The sequence below is a fragment of the Rhodoferax sp. genome (genome assembly GCF_025354435.1).
Classification (GTDB): Bacteria; Pseudomonadota; Gammaproteobacteria; order Burkholderiales; family Burkholderiaceae_C; genus Rhodoferax_B.
The window spans coordinates 131,046-146,822 of record NZ_JANXMU010000032.1; the positions used below are offsets into that span (position 1 = coordinate 131,046).

17 protein-coding genes are annotated in these 15,777 nt (G+C 62.9%); 9 read left to right on the plus strand and 8 right to left on the minus strand.

Going from position 1 to position 15,777, the window contains the following annotated elements; genetic code table 11:
- Positions 1–144: 144 nt before the first annotated feature.
- Positions 145–813: a glutathione S-transferase gene (locus Q0T48_RS08295; protein ID WP_295954971.1), complete on the plus strand. Its 669-nt coding sequence runs from the start codon at positions 145–147 to the stop codon at positions 811–813.
- Here the strand turns inward: Q0T48_RS08295 and Q0T48_RS08300 are convergent, their stop codons facing one another.
- From Q0T48_RS08300 to Q0T48_RS08330, 7 genes are all read right to left on the minus strand, one after another.
- Entirely contained in the window at positions 814–1,776 is a 963-nt protein-coding gene (locus Q0T48_RS08300) for a Gfo/Idh/MocA family oxidoreductase (protein ID WP_295954972.1), read from the minus strand.
- Positions 1,777–2,631, minus strand: coding sequence for a class III extradiol dioxygenase subunit beta (locus tag Q0T48_RS08305; protein ID WP_295954975.1), 855 nt, complete (start codon positions 2,629–2,631; stop codon positions 1,777–1,779).
- Between the two features lies 1 nt (position 2,632).
- On the minus strand, positions 2,633–3,076 hold the full coding sequence (gene ligA, locus Q0T48_RS08310) for a protocatechuate 4,5-dioxygenase subunit alpha (RefSeq protein ID WP_295954978.1): 444 nt from the start codon (positions 3,074–3,076) through the stop codon (positions 2,633–2,635).
- Positions 3,076–3,993, minus strand: coding sequence for an amidohydrolase family protein (locus Q0T48_RS08315; RefSeq protein WP_295954980.1), 918 nt, complete (start codon positions 3,991–3,993; stop codon positions 3,076–3,078). Before Q0T48_RS08315 ends, ligA begins: the two co-directional genes overlap by 1 nt.
- Positions 3,994–4,073: 80 nt before the next feature.
- The gene (ligK, locus tag Q0T48_RS08320; protein ID WP_295955220.1) at positions 4,074–4,757 is read right to left on the minus strand and encodes a 4-carboxy-4-hydroxy-2-oxoadipate aldolase/oxaloacetate decarboxylase; all 684 of its coding nucleotides are present in this window, start codon (positions 4,755–4,757) and stop codon (positions 4,074–4,076) included.
- Positions 4,758–4,781: 24 nt separating this feature from the next.
- Entirely contained in the window at positions 4,782–5,810 is a 1,029-nt protein-coding gene (locus Q0T48_RS08325; RefSeq protein ID WP_295955223.1) for an amidohydrolase family protein, read from the minus strand.
- A 55-nt stretch (positions 5,811–5,865) separates the two neighbouring features.
- A complete protein-coding gene (locus tag Q0T48_RS08330) occupies positions 5,866–6,555 on the minus strand; it encodes a substrate-binding domain-containing protein (protein ID WP_295954983.1) in 690 nt (229 codons plus the stop codon).
- 124 nt (positions 6,556–6,679) lie between these two features.
- Here Q0T48_RS08330 and Q0T48_RS08335 point away from each other — a divergent pair, with 124 nt between their 5' ends.
- From Q0T48_RS08335 to Q0T48_RS08360, 6 genes are all read left to right on the plus strand, one after another.
- Entirely contained in the window at positions 6,680–7,585 is a 906-nt protein-coding gene (locus Q0T48_RS08335) for a LysR substrate-binding domain-containing protein (protein ID WP_295954986.1), read from the plus strand.
- Positions 7,586–7,646: 61 nt separating this feature from the next.
- Positions 7,647–8,474, plus strand: a complete 828-nt coding sequence (locus Q0T48_RS08340) for a basic amino acid ABC transporter substrate-binding protein (RefSeq protein WP_295954989.1) — start codon at positions 7,647–7,649, stop codon at positions 8,472–8,474.
- Between the two features lie 197 nt (positions 8,475–8,671).
- Complete coding sequence (locus Q0T48_RS08345) at positions 8,672–9,424, plus strand: amino acid ABC transporter permease (RefSeq protein ID WP_295954992.1); 753 nt, start codon at positions 8,672–8,674, stop codon at positions 9,422–9,424.
- A gap of 16 nt (positions 9,425–9,440) precedes the next feature.
- A complete protein-coding gene (gene mmuM, locus Q0T48_RS08350) occupies positions 9,441–10,418 on the plus strand; it encodes a homocysteine S-methyltransferase (RefSeq protein ID WP_295954995.1) in 978 nt (325 codons plus the stop codon).
- Entirely contained in the window at positions 10,415–11,164 is a 750-nt protein-coding gene (locus tag Q0T48_RS08355) for a hypothetical protein (RefSeq protein ID WP_295954997.1), read from the plus strand. Before mmuM ends, Q0T48_RS08355 begins: the two co-directional genes overlap by 4 nt.
- A 93-nt stretch (positions 11,165–11,257) precedes the next feature.
- Positions 11,258–12,313 carry a DUF3616 domain-containing protein gene (locus Q0T48_RS08360; RefSeq protein WP_295954999.1) on the plus strand — a complete coding sequence of 352 codons (1,056 nt, stop codon included), beginning with the start codon at positions 11,258–11,260 and terminating at the stop codon, positions 12,311–12,313.
- Here the strand turns inward: Q0T48_RS08360 and Q0T48_RS08365 are convergent.
- Complete coding sequence (locus tag Q0T48_RS08365) at positions 12,297–13,094, minus strand: IclR family transcriptional regulator (protein WP_295955002.1); 798 nt, start codon at positions 13,092–13,094, stop codon at positions 12,297–12,299. The two genes, Q0T48_RS08360 and Q0T48_RS08365, sit on opposite strands and share 17 nt — an antisense overlap.
- 134 nt (positions 13,095–13,228) lie before the next feature.
- Between Q0T48_RS08365 and Q0T48_RS08370 the strand changes: the two genes are divergently transcribed.
- The gene (locus Q0T48_RS08370) at positions 13,229–14,743 is read left to right on the plus strand and encodes a sugar ABC transporter ATP-binding protein (RefSeq protein WP_295955005.1); all 1,515 of its coding nucleotides are present in this window, start codon (positions 13,229–13,231) and stop codon (positions 14,741–14,743) included.
- A gap of 17 nt (positions 14,744–14,760) precedes the next feature.
- Positions 14,761–15,756 carry an ABC transporter permease gene (locus tag Q0T48_RS08375; protein ID WP_295955008.1) on the plus strand — a complete coding sequence of 332 codons (996 nt, stop codon included), beginning with the start codon at positions 14,761–14,763 and terminating at the stop codon, positions 15,754–15,756.
- Positions 15,757–15,777: the final 21 nt, after the last annotated feature.

Genomic DNA, 15,777 nt, shown 5'->3' on the forward strand with positions numbered 1-15,777 from the left:
CGGCCTGCTTGGCCGTGCATCTCTGGCTTACTTATTCCGCATAAGACCCAGCAGTTAACCCAGAGTTTTTAAGCTTTTTAGGCCTCTAGCCCATATTGCGCCTGCACAAGCCGCTCTATTATTGATAGTAAACCCAAGGAAGCCATGCTTACCGTCCACCATCTGAACAATTCCCGCTCGCAGCGCGTGCTGTGGCTGCTGGAAGAACTGGAACTGCCCTACCAGCTGGAGAAATACCAGCGCGATGCCACCACCATGCTCGCCCCGCCCAGCCTGCGCAAAGTGCACCCGCTGGGCAAATCGCCGGTGGTGACGGATGGCGATATGGTGCTGGCCGAATCCGGCGCCATCATCGAGACGCTGATCGAGCACTACGGCCAGGGTCGCCTCGCGCCCGCCCTGGGCACGCCCGAACGGCTGCGTTACCGCTACTGGCTGCACTACGCCGAAGGCTCGGCCATGCCGCCGCTGCTGCTCAAGCTGGTGTTCGACAAGATCGAATCCACGCCCATGCCTTTCTTCGTGAAACCCATCGCCAAAGCCATCAGCGGCAAGGTTAAAAGCAGCTTCATCCTGCCGCAAATCACCACCCACCTGGACTTCATGGAAGCCGAGCTGGGCAAAAGCCTGTGGTTTGCCGGCGAGGAATTCAGCGGGGCCGACATCCAGCTCAGCTTCCCCCTGGAAGCCGCCGCTGCCCGCGGAGGCCTGGATGCCAGCCGCCCCCGGTTGATAGCCTATCTGGCCCGCATCCACGCCCGGCCTGCGTACCAGCGGGCGCTGGCCAAGGGCGGGCCGTTTACCTTGGGTTGATTACCCCGCAGCGTTGAGCTGCTGCTCCAACTGGTGCAGCACGCGGTAGCACGGCAGCACCTTGGCGACGCTGCTGTTGGGTTCGCGGCCTTCGCGGATGGCGGCGAAGAATTCGCGGTCTTGCAGCTCGATGCCGTTCATCGACACCGCCACCTGGCTCACGTCGATTTTTTCGTCCTTGCCGGTAAACAGGTCGTCGTAGCGGGCCAGGTAGGTCGCCGTGTCGCCTATGTAGCGGAAGTAGGTGCCCAACGGGCCGTCGTTGTTGAAGCTCAGACTCAGCGTGCAGATCGCGCCGTTGGCGGCCTTGAGCTGGATGCTCATGTCCATCGCAATGCCCAGGGCCGGGTGGATCGGGCCTTGCACGGCGTGGGCCTGCACGATGGGGCTACCCGCCTGGTAGGCAAACAAATCGACCGTGTGGGCTGCGTGGTGCCACAGCAGATGGTCGGTCCAGCTACGGGCCTGGCCCAGCGCGTTGGTGTTGGTGCGGCGGAAGAAATAGGTTTGCACATCCATTTGCTGGATGTTGAAAGCACCCGCCTTGATTTGGTTGTGCACGTACTGGTGGCTGGGGTTGAAGCGGCGGGTGTGGCCCACCATGGCCACCAGGCCCGACGTAGCGGCAAAGGCGGCCACCTCCTCGGCACCGGCCAAGCTATCGGCCAGTGGAATCTCTACCTGCACATGTTTGCCTGCCTGCAGGCACTGCAGGGTTTGCTCAGCATGGATTTGCGTGGGCGTACACAAAATCACGGCATCCACCTCGGGCAGCGCCAAGCTTTCGGCCAGGTCGTTGGTGATGTGTTTAATGCCGTATTTATCGGCCACTTCGCGGGTTTTCTCCATGTCGCGGCCAATCACCGACACGGCTTCCACGCCGTCGATCAACGCAATTGCGTCCAGGTGTTTGGTGCCGAAAGCGCCTGCGCCCGCCAGGGCGACTTTGATCGTTTTAGCCATTTAGTTGTTCTCCAGAATCAGGTGGCCGACGGCCGTGTTGGATGCGGGTACATGGTAGAAGCGGTGTTTGAGCGTGGGTGCGGCACCACCGGCCACATCGGCCATCGCGCCGCGGGCGATCAGCCACATCACCAGCTCAATGCCCTCGGAACCGGCTTCGCGCACGTAGTCGATGTGCGGCTGGCTGGCCAGGCCATCGGGGTCGGCAATTAGCCGGTCCAGGAAGGCGTTGTCCCACTCCTTGTTGATCAAGCCTGCACGCGCGCCCTGGAGCTGGTGGCTCATGCCGCCGGTGCCCCAGATTTGCACGTTCAGCGGCTGGTCGAACGACTCGATGGCCTTGCGAATGGCCTTGCCCAGCTCGAAGCAGCGGCGGCCCGACGGCACGGGGTACTGCACCACGTTGACGGCGAACGGAATCACCGGGCAGGGCCAGGCGTCGGGTTGGCCGCACATCATGCTCAAGGGCACGGTCAGGCCATGGTCCACGTCCATCTTGTTGACGATGGTCAGGTCAAAGTCCTGCTGGATCACCGACTGCGCAATGTGCGCGGCCAGCTCGGGGTGGCCAAAGACCTTGGGCACGGGGCGCGGGCCCCAGCCTTCGTCGGCGGGCTGGTATTCGGCCGCGGTACCGATGGCGAAGGTCGGAATCATGTCTAGGCTAAACGCGGTCGCGTGGTCGTTAAAGACCAGGAAGATCACGTCGGGCTTGTTGTCCTTGAGCCACTGTTTGGAGTAGTCGTAGCCCGCAAACAGGGGCTGCCAATACGGCTCGGCGGTCTTGCCCAAGTCGATGGCTGCGCCGATGGCGGGGACGTGGGAGGTGTAAACGCTGGCGGTGATTTTGGCCATATTAAATTGTCGCTTTCTTGCCTGCAGAGCCTTGGGGTTGGCGATTGGGCTGGGCATCGCCGCCCTCGCCCAGCACCCGGTTGCCATTGGCCGAACGGCCACCGGACACCATCATGTTGCGGTATTCCTCTTCGGTCATGCCGGTCATGCTGCCCGCCATTTGCTGGAAGCTCATGCCGTGGGTGGCACCGATCTTGGCCAAAAAGTAGATGTTGCCGCCCTGGGCGATGCAGCGGTTCAGGTCCATGTCGAGCACGGCCTGTTTCTGGCCTTCGGTCATGGGCCAGGTGTCCAGGTAGGCGCGCTGGTCGGCCTTGAACTTTTCACGGTTCTCGGCCTTCATCAGCGACATGCAGAACTGGTTCAGGTGGTAGCCCATACGGCTTTGCTCGGCATCAAAGATGGTGGTGCCGGGCACGTCCAGGTACGGTTTCTCTAAGGACATTATTTCTCCTCCGGCCAGTAAAGGCGGTTGGGGTTGTCGACCAACAGCTTTTGCTGCAATTCGGCGGTGGGGGCAATGTGCGGGATGAAGTCCACCAGCAGGCCGTCGTCGGGCATGTGGTCCTTCAGGTTGGGGTGGGGCCAGTCGGTACCCCAGAGCACGCGGTCGGGAAACTGCTCGACGATGCGCTTGGCAAACGGGATCACGTCCAAGTAGGCATTTTGTTCGCCGTTCAAGGCCTTGGGGCCGGTCACGCTCAGGCGTTCGGGGCAGGTCACCTTGCTCCACACATTGCTATGCTCGCGCATGAACTTCTCGAACAGCGCGAACTGCGGGCCGTCTACCGGCAGCGCCACGTCGGGGCGGCCCATGTGGTCCACCACCACGGTAGTGGGCAGCGCAGTAAAGAAGTCCCACAGCTCGGGCAGGTCTACCGCCTCAAAGTAGATCACCACATGCCAGCCCCAGGCATGGATGCGGGTGACGATTTCCAGCAGCTCGTCCTTGGGGGTAAAGTCCACCAGCCGCTTGACGAAGTTAAAGCGCACGCCGCGCACACCGGCATCGTGCATAGCCTGAATTTCTGCATCGCTGATGCTGCGTTTGACGGTGGCCACGCCACGCGCCTTGCCATTCGCGGCCTTCAGCGCATCGACCATGGCGCTGTTGTCCGAGCCGTGGCAGGTGGCCTGCACCACCACGTTCTTGGCAAACCCCAGATGGTCGCGCAGGGCGAACAGCTGGGCTTTGGAGGCATCGCAGGGGGTGTACTTGCGCTCGGGGGCGAACGGGAACTCCGCGCCAGGGCCGAACACGTGGCAGTGCGCATCCACAGCGCCTGCGGGCAGCACAAAGCGGGGTTTGCTGGGGCCGGTGTACCAGTCCATCCAGCCGGGGGTCTTGGTAAATTCCATCAAAGTCACCTCCATCAATTGCTATTAACTTGATAGCTACTAGCGTAGGTACAACATACGCCAGAGGCCGATTTTCTTTAAATTTAGTCGATGTACTTCAAACCGGCTTTTTCCAGCGGCTCGCGCATCTTGTACATGTCCAGGCCCAGCACACCGGCCGCCAGCTTGGCGCGCTTTTCGCCTTCGAAGCTTTCGCGGTGCTCGGCCGTCTCGGCCACCTGCATGGCGATGGCTGCGGGCACCACCACGATGCCGTCCACGTCGGCAATCACCACGTCACCGGGGTTGACGATGGCACCAGCGCAGATGATCTGCACGTTGACCGAACCCAGCGTAGCCTTGATCGTGCCCTTGGCGTGGATGGCTTTGCTAAACACCGGGAAGCCCATTTTTTGCAGCTCGTCCACGTCACGCACACCACCGTCGATGATCAGGCCCTTGGCACCGCGGGCCTGGAAGCTGGTGGCCAGCAGGTCGCCGAAGAAGCCGTCTTCGTTCTCGGTGGTGCAGGCGGCCACGGCCACGTCACCGGGCTGCAACTGCTCTGCAGCCACGTGCATCATCCAGTTGTCGCCGGGCTGCAGCAGCACGGTGACTGCGGTGCCGCAGATGCGCGCGCCCTGGTAGACGGGGCGCATGTAAGGCTTCATCAGGCCGACGCGGCCCATGGCCTCGTGGATGGTGGCCACGCCGAGTTTGGACAGGCGCTCTACGGCGGCCGGGTCGGCGCGGACGATGTTGCGTTTGACGATGCCGAGGTTGTTCATGCTCATAGGGATCTCCTGAATGGTTTAACGGCCTTGGGCCTTCAATGCAGCGTCAAGACGCGGGAAGACACGGCGGGCGTTGCCCTCGTAGATCTGGGCGCGGTCGGCATCGCTCAAAATCTTGCTGGCTTCGATGTAGCGCTTGGTGTCGTCGTAGTAGTTGCCGGTTTCGGGGTCGATGCCGCGCACCGCGCCGATCATTTCGCTGGCAAACAGCACGTTTTTCACCGGGATCACGGTGTTCAGCAGGTCAATGCCGGGCTGGTGGTACACGCAGGTATCGAAGTAGATGTTGTTGAGCAGGTGCTCGCTCAGCAGTGGCTTCTTCAGCTCTTGCGCCAGGCCCCGGAAACGGCCCCAGTGGTAAGGCACCGCGCCGCCGCCGTGCGGAATCAAAAAGCGCAGCGTGGGGAATTCCTTGAACAGGTCGCTGGTCAGGCACTGCATGAAGGCGGTGGTGTCGGCGTTCAGGTAGTGCGCGCCGGTGGTGTGGAAGCAGGCGTTGCAGCTGGTGCTGACGTGGATCATGGCGGGGATGTCGTACTCCACCATCTTCTCGTAGATGGGGTACCAGGCCTTGTCGCTCAAGGGGGGCGAATTCCAGTGGCCGCCGCTCGGGTCAGGGTTCAGGTTGATACCGACGTTGCCGTATTCCTTGACGCATTTTTCCAGCTCGGGGATGCAGGTGGCCGGATCCACGCCGGGGCTTTGCGGCAGCATGGCCGCGCCGATGAAATGCTGGGGGAACAACTGGGCGACCCGGTAGCAAAGTTCGTTGCAAATGGCCGCCCAGGTGCTGGACACGTTGAAGTCGCCAATGTGGTGGGCCATGAAGCTGGCGCGCGGGCTGAAGATGGTGAGGTCGGAGCCGCGCTCTTTCATCAAGCGCAGCTGGTTGGATTCGATGGTTTCGATCAGCTCGTCGTCGCTGATCTTCAGGTCGGACACCTTGGGCATCATGGCCGGGTCTTTGATGCCGGCGATCTGCTGGTTGCGCCAGTTTTCCAGCGATTTGGGGGCCGTGGTGTAGTGGCCGTGGCAGTCGATGATCAGGGGTTTTGTCATGGTGTGCGTCTCCTTGGTTTGAATTTAGTCGGCAGGCAGGGTCTTAAACAGGGTCCATACCCTGAGCGCGTTTGGCTTCGGCCACTTCAGGGGAATTCATGTAGTCGAGCAGGGCGCGTACGGCATCGGGCTGTACGCTGTTGGTAGCCACCCCGGCTGAAAAAATGGTGGTGACCTGGATGGCCGGTGGCAGTGGCCCCAGGATGGTGATGCCGTCCAGCGGCAGCAGTTCGCTCAGTTGCTGGAAACCCAGCTCCACCTCACCGCGCGCCACCAGTGCCCCCACGGGCACGCCGGGCGGGGCCTGGACAATGCGGCTCTGGATGCTGGCGGCAATACCCCAGCGCTCAAACAGCTTGGCCAGTGCCACGCCGCTCGGGCCGGTGGAGTAGCTGATGCTGCGGGCGGCCAGCACCGCGGCGCGCACAGCATCTTCGCTGGAAATATCGGGCCGTGCCGCCCCAGCTTGCACCGCCACTGCCACGCCGGAGCGGACCAAGTCCACCCGGGAACCCGCCCGCAAATGGCCTGCAGCGGTCAGTTTGTCGATGGCATCCGATGCCAGCACCACCACGTCGAACGTTTCACCCGCCTGTACGCGCTTGGCCGCGTCGACACCACCCACGGATGCCATATCGACGCGCAATCCAGAACGTTGCTGGAACCCGGCCACCAATTCAGCCAGCAGCAGGCGCGTAGCCATCGAAGAAATACCCTTGATTACAGTCGTCATGGCAGGCCGTTTGCAGAGTGGGACATTGCCACCATTGTGGCTACGGTGCTGCGCAAAGCCAAGCCGGAAGACTCTCTATCAGATATTGCAATTCGGCATAATAGAGATAGAGGTATAGCCAAATATGGATCTTAAACAAATCGAATATTTCGTCAGGGTGGCCGAACTTGGCAGTTTCACCCGCGCCGCCGTGGCGCTGGACATGGCCCAGCCCGCCCTGAGCCGCCAAGTGCGCCTGCTGGAGGTGGAGCTGCGGCAAAACCTGCTGGTGCGCAATGGCCGGGGGGCCACACCCACCGAGGCGGGCAAGCTGCTGCTGGAACACGGCCGGGGCATCCTGCACCAGGTGGAACGCGCCCGCGAAGAGCTGGGCCGGGTGCGCGGTGGGCTGGCGGGCCGGGTGGCAATTGGCCTGCCCAGCAGCCTGGCGCGCGTACTCACCGTACCGCTGACGCGGGCCTTTCGCCAGCAAATGCCGGATGCATCCCTGTCGATCCGCGAAGGCCTGTCGGTGGATCTGCAGCAGTCGCTGGTCAGCGGGCGGCTCGACATTGCCGTGCTCTACAACGCCCAAAGCAGCTTAGAGACCGACATCAGCCCGCTGATGGAAGAAGAGCTACTGTTGGTGCAGGCCCGGCCGCCCGGCCTGCCCGAAGACCCACCGCCCGCGCCGATTGCGCTGAAAGCCGTGGCCCTGCTGCCGCTGGTCATCCCCAGCCGCCCCAACGCCATCCGCATGCATGTCGAAGCCGAGATGGCCAAGATCGGCTGCCGCCCGCTGGTGGCGCTGGAGATCGACGGCGTGGCCGCCATCCTGGACCTGGTGGCCGACGGTGCGGGCAGCGCCCTGCTGTCGCGCCACGCCGTGGCCAGCTCGATCCGCCCGTCAGCCTTCACCACCCGCGCCATCCAGCAACCGGCCCTGCGCACCAAGGTGGCCCTGGCCACCAGTTCGCTGCGCCCCAGCACCTTGACCCAGCAGGCCACGCTGGAGCTGATCCGCAGCACGGTGGCGCAGTGGGCGGGGTGATGCAGCCCCGCATAATCCAGCCTTGTCTAAAACTTACCCGCCGCATTACGCCGCACTTTCCATGACTTTCAAACGCCAATTCCTCCAGTCCGTAGCCGCCCTGTCCGTGGGCCTGTTCCTCAGCGCTTGCGGCAAAGCGCCACCGGCCTCCGTGGCAGCCGAGCCTGCTGCATCGGCCCCTGCGGCACCCGCCCCCACACCGGCAGCCAAAGTGATTACCGTGGGCACCGACCCGACCTACGCACCGTTTGAGTTCCAGAACGAAAAAGGTGAAATCGTCGGTTTCGACATTGACGTGCTGAGCGCCGCCGCCCACAAGGCCGGGCTGGAAGTGAAGTTTGTCAGCACCCCGTGGGAAGGCGCGTTCACCGCGCTGGCCCAGGGCGACCGCGATGTGCTGGTGTCGGCCGTCACCATCACCGACGAACGCAAGCAGACCATGGACTTCTCCGACCCCTACTTTGAGGCCAGCCAGCTGATCGCCGTGCCCGCCAAGTCCGCCGTCACCAAACTGGACGACCTGAAGAAGAAGAAAATCGGCGTGCAAACCGGCACCACCGGCGAAGAGGTGGTGGTCAAGTTGCAAGGCAAAACCAGCACCAACATCAAACGCTTTGAATCCACCCCATTGGCCCTGGCCGAGCTGGCTGCAGGCGGCGTGGATGCCGTGGTGGCCGACAACGGCGTGGTCATCCACTACCTGGCCAACAACCCCACGGCAGGCTTCAAATCCATCAGCGATGCGGGCTTTGCCCCCGAGTTCTACGGCGTGGCCGTGAAAAAGGGCAACGCCGAGCTGCTGGCCCAGATCAACAAGGGCCTGGCCGACATCAAGGCCGATGGCAGCTACCAGAAGATCCACGACAACTACTTCAAATCCACCAAATAGTGGCACACCCCCAGGCTGCAGTGCTTCGCAACTTTCGCCAACCCCCCTCGCATCTGTTTGCAAAAACAGATGCGACATGCAGGGGGCAACACCAGCAGCCTGGCAAAGCCAGTTCTGCGGTGTTCCTGGAAAACGCGGGTGCAGGCTGTCAAGGTTTGCCAGGTAGTCACTCGGCCTCATAAAAATCGGAGCACGCAATGGTCTGGCGTTGGGACATTCTGGCCGGGTACGGCCCCCTGTTTGCACAGGGTTTGTGGATGACGGTGCAGCTCACGGTGATCGCCACCGGGGCGGGCATGCTGCTGGGCGCGGCGGTGGGGCTGGTCAACACCAGCAGCCTGGCACCGCCCTCCCCGCCCTGGCCGGTAGCCTGGGGCCTGAAGCTGCTGCGCGCGCTGGCCACGGCCTACGTGACCTTTTTTCGCGGCACGCCGCTATTTGTGCAGATTTTGCTGGTCCACTTTGCGCTGATGCCGCTGCTGATCCACCCCGACGGCGGCTGGCTGCTGCAGGGTGACATGGCCCGCGAATTCCGCCAGGAGCATGGGGCCTTTTTCTCCGGCGCGGTGGCGCTGACGCTGAACGCCGGGGCTTACATCTCGGAAATCTTCCGCGCAGGCATCCAGAGCATCCACTCCGGCCAGAATGCCGCCGCCCAAAGCCTGGGGATGAGCCCCTGGCTGAGCATGCGCTACATCGTGCTACCGCAGGCCTTTCGGCGCATGGTGCCCGCGCTGGTGAACGAAATGGTGGCCCTGGTCAAAGATACCTCGCTGGTCTCGGCCATCGGCCTGCTGGAGCTGGCCATGGCCGCCCGCACCGTGGCCGGGGCCTACTCGCGCTACTGGGAACCCTACCTGGCCATCTCGGCCATGTACCTGGTGCTGACCTGGACCCTGTCGCAACTGGCCAAAAAGCTCGAAGTGCCGGAACACGCACGCGGGCGTTAATTTTTATCTCTCCAACATGCCACTTTCTTCACCTCTCTCCCCTTTAACCGCTTTCTTCGCCCAGCGGCCACTGGTGATTTTGGACGGAGCACTGGCCACCGAACTGGAGCGCCGGGGTGCCGATCTGAACGACCCACTGTGGTCCGCCAAGCTGCTGATCGAGCAGCCCGCGCTGATCTACCAGGTGCACCTGGACTACTTCCAGGCCGGGGCCGACGTGGCCACCACCGCCAGCTACCAGGCCACTTTTGAGGGCTTTGCCAAGCGCGGCTTCGATGCCGCCACCGCCGCCCAGCTGATGCGCAACGCCGTGCGGCTGGCGGTGGAAGCCCGCGACACCTTTTGGGCCGAGCCCGCGCATCGCGTGGGCCGCATCCAGCCGCTGGTGGCCGCGTCGGTGGGCCCGTATGGCGCGATGCTGGCCAACGGCTCGGAGTACCGCGGCCACTACGGCCTGAGCGAAGAAGCCCTGATGGACTTCCACCGCCCCCGCCTGGCCGTGCTGGTGGATGCCGGGGCCGACCTGCTGGCCTGCGAAACCATTCCCTGCCTAGCCGAGGCCCGCGCCCTCGCCCGCCTGCTGCCTGAATTTCCCGGCGCGGCGGCGTGGATCAGCTTCTCGTGCCGCGACGGCCTGCACACCAGCGAAGGTGAGCTGCTGGGCGACTGCGTGGCCGCGTTGGACGGTTACGCCCAGGTGGTGGCCGTGGGCGTGAACTGCACCGCGCCCGAGTACATTGCCTCGCTGGTGGACCAGATGCATGCGCGCACCACCAAGCCGCTGCTGGTCTACCCCAATTCGGGCGAGCACTATGACGCCACCCACAAGCAGTGGCACGGCAATCCCAGCGCCTCGCACTTTGCCGACCAGGCCCGTGGCTGGCACGCACGCGGGGCCCGGCTCATCGGCGGCTGCTGCCGCACATCGCCCGACGACATTGCCGCCGTACACCAGTGGGCCAGCGCATCGCTGCCACTGCATCTCCCCGCATGAAGTGGCTTGCCGCCGCGCTGCTTTGGGCCTGCCTGGGCGCAGCCCAAGCCACCAGCTTTGCCGACATCCAGCGCATCAAGTCCACTGAAGGCATTCCCCGCTGGCGGGAAGCCGCGGAGAGGACGCGGGCGCTGCGGGCCGCCCCGCCCACAGACGCAGCGGCCGCCGCCTGGACAAGCTTGGACGCGGAAACCGACCCCCAGGTGGGCAAGGCCCCGCTGGACCAAACCACCGGCGCGCTCAACAGCGCCGACCTGCTGGTCAACGCCAGTTGGCTGCGCTGGCGCGTGCTGTCGGAAAACGCCGACGCGCGCTACTCGTTTGCCTACGCCATGGACCTGGCCCGCATGCGCAGCGGCACCAACAACCTCGACAACTACGACGATGAAGCCGTCATCTTCTTCTTCCATGCCAAGCTGGCGCTGACCCTGGACGGCATGCGCTGCACCGACCGCAGCAAGGCCGAGCACCTGCAAACCTGGTACGGCGGGCTGGACCGGCTGCAACCGCTGCTGCAAAAAGCCGCCCGTATGCCGCTGCCCGACAAGTCCGCCGCCATCCTGGAGGCCATTACCATGGAAGAAATGCTGGGCGAGCGCCCCGCCATGGGTTGGCTGTGCCCACGCCGCAGTGCCGAGGCCCCGTCCAGCACCGCACCGCCGCGCTACCTGTCCATTGACGCCTGGCGCAAGTACCGCAAAGACCTGCTGGAGCAATTGACCCGCAATGCGCTCAAGAATCTGTAGCCCTAGATTTATAAGAAATCGGCCTCTAGCGTATATTCCACCTACACTATAAGCTACTATTTTTATAGCAAACCTACTTTGGAGCCACGCACTATGCCGCCGTCCACACCGCTCCTCCAAACCGCTGCCGGTCTGCTTTTGGCCGTGGCCAGCGCCCAGGCCCAAACCCAGACAGCGCCCAGCATCCAGCCGCACGGCGGCGTGTGGCCGGTGCAGGCCGGGTTCGACTTCGACCTGGGCAAAAAGAAGGAGCTGAAAACCCGCCAGTCGGTCAGCGGCATCGCCTGCAGCCTGGATACCAAAAATCAGCGCGTATGCCTGCTGGCGTTTGACGAGGGCGTGGAAGCCCGCTGGGCCACGCTGCACGACGCGGCGCTGGTGGCAGAGCCCGCCCCGCTGCTGTTGCGCGACAACACCGGTGAGCTGGATGCCGAGGGCGCAGCCACCGACGGGCGCAATTTTTACGTCACCGGCTCGCATTCGGCCAAGCGCAACAGCTGCGAAAGCAACCCGCACAGCCGCCACGTGATCCGCTTCCAACGCGACCCGGCCACGGGCCGCGCCCTGCGCAGTGCCGACGGCAAGCTGGTGGGCTATGCCGACACCGGGCGTTTGTGGAGCGTGATGCAAGCCCAGCCCGCGCTGCAGTCCTTTGCCCAGGAGCGCGCCTGCCTGGGCGCGGATGCCGGGGTCAACATCGAAGGCCTGGCCGTGCGCGATGGGCGCCTATACTTTGGCCTGCGCAGCATGGGGGCTGTGCTGGCGGTAGATGCCGATGCACTCTTCAGCCCCGCTGCTGCCGTGCAGGCCACGGTGACCCCGCTGGTCCTGGGCGCCGGGCGCGGCATCCGCGACATGGAAACCGTAGACAAAGGCTTTCTGCTGCTGGCCGGGCCGGACGATGTGGAAGCCCACCAAGGCGTGGGCTGGACCCTGGCCTGGTGGGACGGCAAACCCAGCCCCACCCCGGTCACGCCCAAGGTGTTGGCATCGCTGGATCTGGGCAAAGTAAAGCTGCGCGACTGCGACAAAGAAATCAAGCTCGAGGCTCTGACCGTGCTAAAAGAAACGCCCAGCAGCTACGAGGTGCTGGTGCTGTCCGACGGGATGTGCGACGGCGGGCCGCTAGCGTTTACGGTGCCGAAGTAGCCAGCGTCAGCAGCGATAAAGCCCGCGCTGCATCCAGCAGATAAGCCCGCGCGTCGTCTTCGGTGGGCCCGGCATGCCGGTCGATGCGGCGGATGTACGGGCACGTCAGCGCCGCCAGGGCGTTGCCGTCCACGCCCAAAATCGGGTATGAAATATCCACCACGCCAAAAGACTGCAAGCTATTGCCCTGGCGGTAGCCGAGCCGCCGCACGGTGTCCAGCACGACCGCCAGGTCGGCACTGTCCATGGGCACTTCGCCGTCCAGCGTCGTGTGCTCGGCCAGCATGCGCGCGGTGCGTTCGGCATCGCTGAAGGCCAGCAGCACGTGGCCCGAGGCCGAATCCACCAGACCCACGCGTGCGCCTAGCCGGGTGGACATGCCCCAGGCGCTGGGGCCGTTGACCTGGGCGGTGATCAACACGCTGCCCCGGTCGTACACACCCATGTGGCAAGACTGCTCGGCCCGCTGGGCAAACACATCCATCAGCGGCAGCGCCTGCGAGACCAGGCGGTTCAGCGGTGGGTGCATGTGGGCCAGGGCAAACAGCTTCAGGCTCAGCGCATAGCGGTCGCCCGAGACCGATCGCATTACGTACTGGCGCATCACCAGCCGCTCCAGCATGCGGTAGATCTCGCTGGCACCGCGGTCCATGGCTTTGACGATTTCGGCCCGGGTCAGGCCCTGGGGTTGGCTGGCCAGCAGCTCCAGAATGTCCAAGCCTTTGTCGAGTGCGGGGGCGCGGTAGCGGTCGTCCGGTGCCACCTTGTCTGCTTTAGTCATAAATGTAATTAGTTGTTGAGGGAAAGTACCGAGACGCGCGGCCTGCTTCACGCCATAGTATTGCGCCAATGTTCATCCATGAACACTTTGTTTGCATATAAATACAAACCCCTATACCTCCTCTATAGGACCGCATGGCAGCACTCATAAGCATCACCCATCTGAGCAAGTCGTTCCCCGGCGTGAAGGCGCTGAACGATTGCCAGTTTGAACTGGCCCCCGGCGAGGTGCATGCGCTGATGGGGGAAAACGGCGCAGGCAAATCCACGCTGATGAAGGTGCTGGCAGGCGTGTACACCAAGGACGCAGGCGAGATCCAGATGGACGGGAAAGCCGTGGACATCCCCACGCCGCGCGCAGCGCAGGCTTTAGGGATCGGCATCATCCACCAGGAGCTGAACCTGATGAACCACCTCAGCGCCGCGCAAAACATCTTCATCGGGCGCGAACCCATGGGGCGCTTTGGCCTGTTTGTGGACCAGCAAAAGATGGTGGATGACACCCAAACCATCTTCGACCGCCTGCACCTGCAACTGGACCCGCGCGTCGAGGTAGGCGAGCTCACCGTGGCCAAGCAGCAGATGGTGGAGATTGCCAAGGCGCTGTCATTCGACTCCCGCGTGCTGATCATGGACGAGCCCACCGCCGCGCTGAACAACGCCGAGATCGACGACCTGTTTCGCATCATCCGCCAGCTGAAAAGCCAGGGCGTGGGCATTGTCTATATCTCGCACAAGATGGACGAGCTCAAGGTCATCAGCGACCGCGTCACCGTGATGCGCGACGGCGAATACATCGGCACCGTACCCACCGCCACCACCAGTATGGACACCATCATCGGCATGATGGTGGGCCGCGCCTTGGAAGTGCACCAGCCGGTGGCCTACGCCCATACAGGCGACAGCGATGCCGTGATGCTGGAAGTCAAGGGCTTGAACCGGGGCCGCAGCATCAAGGACGTGAGCTTTAGCGTGCGCAAGGGCGAGATTCTGGGCTTTGCCGGGCTGATGGGCGCGGGCCGCACCGAGGTGGCGCGGGCCATCTTTGGGGCCGATGCGCGCGACGCGGGCGAGATCCGGGTCAAAGGCCAGGTGGTGGACATCAAAGCCCCCAGCGACGCGGTCAGGTTCGGCATTGGCTATTTATCCGAAGACCGCAAACGCTACGGTCTGGCCACCGGCATGGACGTGCAGTCCAACATCCTGCTGGCCAACTTGAAAAGTTTTGTGTCTATGGGCTTCTGGCTCAAGCGCAATGACATTGAAGCCGTGACGCAGAAATACGTGGGCCAGTTGGGTATCAAAACCCCGTCCATCTTCCAGCGCGCCGGGCTGCTGTCGGGCGGCAACCAGCAAAAAATTGTGATTGCCAAATGGCTGCTGCGCGACTGCGAGGTGCTGTTTTTTGACGAGCCCACGCGCGGCATCGACGTAGGGGCCAAGGCTGAAATCTACAAGCTGCTGCACGCCTTGGCCGAGCAGGGCCGCGCCATTGTGATGATCTCCAGCGAGCTGCCCGAGGTGCTGCGCATGAGCCACCGCATTGTAGTGATGTGCGAGGGCCGCATCACCGGCGAGCTGTCTGCGGCCGAAGCCACCCAAGAAAAAATCATGCAACTCGCCACACAGCGCGAAGTGCCCGCACATTGAAAACAAAGAGCCGCTACATGTCCAACCTGTCCCCCGCCCAACGCCTCAAAGCCGCCCTGTTCAGCCAAAGCACCCGGCAAAAGCTGCTGGCCTTTACCAGCCTGGTGGGGCTGATGGTATTTTTCAGCGCCGCCTCGCCCAACTTCTTGCAAACCGACAACCTGGTCGGCATCCTGCAGGCCACGGCGGTCAACGGCGTGCTGGCGATTGCCTGCACCTTCGTCATCATCACCTCGGGAATCGACCTGTCGGTGGGCACGCTGATGACGTTTTGCGCGGTGATGGCCGGGGTCTTCATGACCTACTGGGGCCTGCCCATGTACCTGGGCGTGGCGGCGGCAATTGTGTTTGGCGCGCTGGCGGGCTGGGTGTCGGGTTTTTTGATCGCCAAGCTGAAGATCCCGCCTTTTATTGCCACGCTGGGCATGATGATGCTGCTCAAAGGTTTGTCATTGGTGATCTCGGGCACCAAGCCGATTTACTTCAACGACACGCCGAATTTCTCGTATATCTCGCAAGAGTCGCTGATCGGCTATTTCTTCCCCAGCCTGCCGATTCCCAACGCGGTGCTAATTCTGTTCGTGGTAGCGATTGTTTCTAGCCTGATTTTGAATAAAACTATTTTGGGCAGCTACACCTTTGCATTAGGCAGTAACGAAGAAGCTGTGCGTTTATCCGGTGTAAATGTAGACCGCTGGAAAATAATTATCTATTCGCTTAACGGCGCCATTTGCGGTATTGCCGGTTTGCTGATTGCCTCGCGCCTTAACTCCGCCCAGCCCGCTTTGGGGCAAGGCTACGAGCTGGATGCGATCGCGGCGGTGGTGATTGGAGGCACTTCACTTAGCGGCGGTGCGGGCACGATATTGGGAACCATTATTGGAGCCTTCATCATGAGCGTATTGACCAACGGGCTGCGTATTATGTCGGTAGCACAGGAATGGCAAACCGTGATTACCGGGATCATCATTATTTTGGCGGTGTATGCCGATATTTTAAGGAGGCGCAAATAACCCACGAGTACTTCACGCACC